The organism is Stenotrophomonas sp. 3diitr2024, assembly GCF_042136455.1.
Taxonomy (GTDB): Bacteria; Pseudomonadota; Gammaproteobacteria; order Xanthomonadales; family Xanthomonadaceae; genus Stenotrophomonas; species Stenotrophomonas sepilia.
Genome location: NZ_JBHHMJ010000824.1, coordinates 1 through 3,006 on the forward strand (window position 1 = coordinate 1; position 3,006 = coordinate 3,006).

1 protein-coding gene is annotated in these 3,006 nt (G+C 68.7%); it reads right to left on the minus strand.

Annotated features, from left to right (window positions below; genetic code table 11):
• Positions 1–102: 102 nt before the first annotated feature.
• Entirely contained in the window at positions 103–2,814 is a 2,712-nt protein-coding gene (gene ppc / locus ABGA94_RS21895) for a phosphoenolpyruvate carboxylase (protein WP_375368088.1), read from the minus strand.
• Between the last annotated feature and the right edge of the window lie 192 nt (positions 2,815–3,006).

Consider the following 3,006-nt stretch of genomic DNA (forward strand, 5'->3'; position numbering starts at 1 on the left):
CTGGCCGGCAACCTCGCGCGTGCTGCCAAACATCATGAGGTTGCCGGCCAGCGGCCGGCACTACCCTTTCGAATTCGCCGGGCCATGCCCGGTGGATGCGGATCAACCGGTGTTCTGCACACCCTGCGAAACGCCGTTCACACACGCCACCAGCGCGCGCAGCAGATCGTCATCCTCGCGCCCGCTGGCCCGCCAGCGCTGCAGCAGTTCCACCTGCAGCACGCTGATCGGATCGACGTAGGGATTGCGCAGGCGGATCGACAGCGCCAGCCGCGCGTCGTGGTCCAGCAGCGTCTTCTGGTCCATCAACGCCAGCAGCCAGCGCCGGGTGAGCTCCAGTTCGCGCTGCACCTGCGGGAAGAAGCGCCCGTGCAGTTCACCCGACAACAGCGAGAACTGCTCGGCGATGGTGATATCGCCCTTGGACAGCACCATCGCGATGTCATCCAGGAAGGTACGGAAGAACGGCCAGTCCCGCGCCATATCGCGCAGGGTCTGTTCGTGGCCGGCATCGACCGCGGCCTGCAGGCCACTGCCCACGCCGTACCAGCCGGGAATCACCGCACGCGCCTGGCTCCAGGCGAACACCCAGGGAATCGCACGCAGGTTGCCCAGCGCTGCGTCCTGGCCGAGCCGGCGCGACGGCCGCGAGCCCAGCGTCATCCGCTCGATCACGTCGATCGGCGTGGCGGTACGGAAATAATCCATGAAACCGGCCTGGCCAACGAACCCGCGATACACCTCGCTGCTGGCCGCAGCCACCGCCTCCATCACCGGCCGCCACGCATCCTCGCGCGGTTCGGCGGCACGCGGGCGCAGGCTGGCGCGCAGCACTGCACCGGTAGCCTGCTCCAGCGAGCGCAGGGCCAGCGCGCGGATGCCGTACTTGCGATGGATCACCTCGCCCTGCTCGGTCACCCGCAGGCGGCCATCGATGCTGCCGCGTGGCGACGCATCCACGGCGTGGGTGGTCTTGCCACCACCACGGCTGATCGAGCCGCCCCGGCCATGGAAGAAGGTCAGGCGGATGCCGGCCTCGGCCGCCACCTCCAGCAGTTCCACCTGCGCGCGCTGAAGGCCCCAACGCGAAGCAGCAATGCCACCATCCTTGCTGCTGTCCGAATAGCCCAGCATCACCATCTGAACATCATCGCGTGCACGCAGGTGCGCGCGGTACACCGGATCCTCCAGCAGGTCGCGCAGCGTGGCGGTGCCGCGCTTTAGGTCGTCCACAGTTTCAAACAGCGGCGTGATATCGAGCGGCACGCCGCCATCGGCATCGACCAGGCCACCACGCCGCGCCAGCGCCAGCACCGCCAGCACGTCGCTGCGGTCGTGCGCCATCGAAATGATGTAACTGCCCAGTGCATCGCCGCCATGCCGCGCACGGGCATCGGCCAATGCAGCGAACACGGCGTCCAGCCGCCGGTTGCCTTCGTCGTCGCCTTTCGGCAACGGCACCTCGCCACTAGCATGCGGTGCCAGCAGGCGCGCGCGGCCCAAGGCATCCAGGCCCTCCCACGCCGGGTCGCCGCCCAGCACCGCCGCCAGCGCGCGCGCATGCACGCTCGATTCCTGACGCACGTCCAACCGCGCCAGATGGAAGCCGAACGTCTTCACCCGCCACAACAGCCGCTGCACGGCGAAGCCGCCAGCGTGTTCGCCGCGATTGGCGCGCAAACTGTCGAGGATCAGCTGCAGGTCGTCGATCAGTTCATCCGGGCCGGCGTAAGCGCCCTCGCCGTCTTCCAGCGTGGCCTGCAGGCGCGCGCGCATGCGATCGTTGAGCAGGCGGTAGGGCATGTCGGCATGGCGCGGGCGCGACTGTACCTGCGGCAGCAGCTGCTGGTAGTGCGCCACGCGCGCCTGCAGCGCATCGCTCACGCCCACCCGCTCGGTGGACTGGCTGAGCAGGCTGGCCAGCTGCAGCAGTTCCTTCTGATAGCGCGCCAGTACCGCCTGCCGCTGCGCATCCAGCGTAGTGCGGATGGTGTGGGCATCCACGTTCGGGTTGCCGTCCATGTCCCCGCCCACCCACGTACCGAAGCGCAGCAGGCGCGGCAGTGGCAGCTCTTCACCATAGGTATCGCGCAGCGCCTGCTGCAGCGATTCGTACAGCACGGGAATCACGCGGTACAGCACCTGCACCAGATAGAAGCCGACGTGCTCGCGCTCGTCATCGACGGTGGGCCGCACCGGCGAGGAATCGGTGGTCTGCCACGACGCGGTCAGCGCCATGCGGAAGCGCGCAGCATCGGCGGCCGCTTCCCCCGGCGTGCGCTGGCCGTCGAGGTTGTCGACCAGGCTGGCCACCATCAGCTGCTCTTTCTCCAGCAGCGCGCGGCGCACCGCTTCGGTCGGGTGCGCGGTAAACACCGGTTCGATGTCGATGCGCGGCAGCCACTGCGCCAGCTCGTCCAGGCCCACGCCCTGCGCCTTCAGGTGCTGCAGCGCATCCTGCAGGCCGTCGGGCTGCGCCCCTGCGGTACCGGCACGCTGGTAGTCACGGCGGCGGCGGATGCGATGCACGCGCTCGGCGATGTTGACCACCTGGAAGTAGGTGCTGAACGCCCGCACCATGGTCTCGGCCTGCTGCGGCGTGCGCCCGGCCAGCCCTTCGGCCAGCTCCGACAGCGGCGCCTGGTTCTCGCGACGGGCGATGGCGCGGGTGCGCACGTCCTCGACCTCGTCGAGGAAGGCCGCCGATACCTGCTCGACCAGCAGGTCACCGACCAGTGCGCCGAGTCGGCGCACGTCATCGCGAAGCGGAAGATCGGGGGAAGCAAACTCGATGCTGCTGCGGTACTCGTTCATCGGCGACGCACAGGCCTCGGTCAACGGATCCAGACCCCAAGCCTAAACCAGAACGGGCAGCGTGCTGCGATGCAAAAATGGTTTCATCTGCACGCATCCCTGGCGGACGCAGCCGAGCATGGGCTCGGCTCTACAAGCGTCGTGGCGCGTGACACCGTGTAGCGCCCGAGCCCACGCTCGGGCGGCGGCGCC

Excerpts from the sequence above, each read along its gene's own strand:
- ppc (WP_375368088.1), bottom strand. The coding sequence starts at position 2,814 with ATGAACGAGTACCGCAGCAGCATCGAGTTTGCTTCCCCCGATCTTCCG.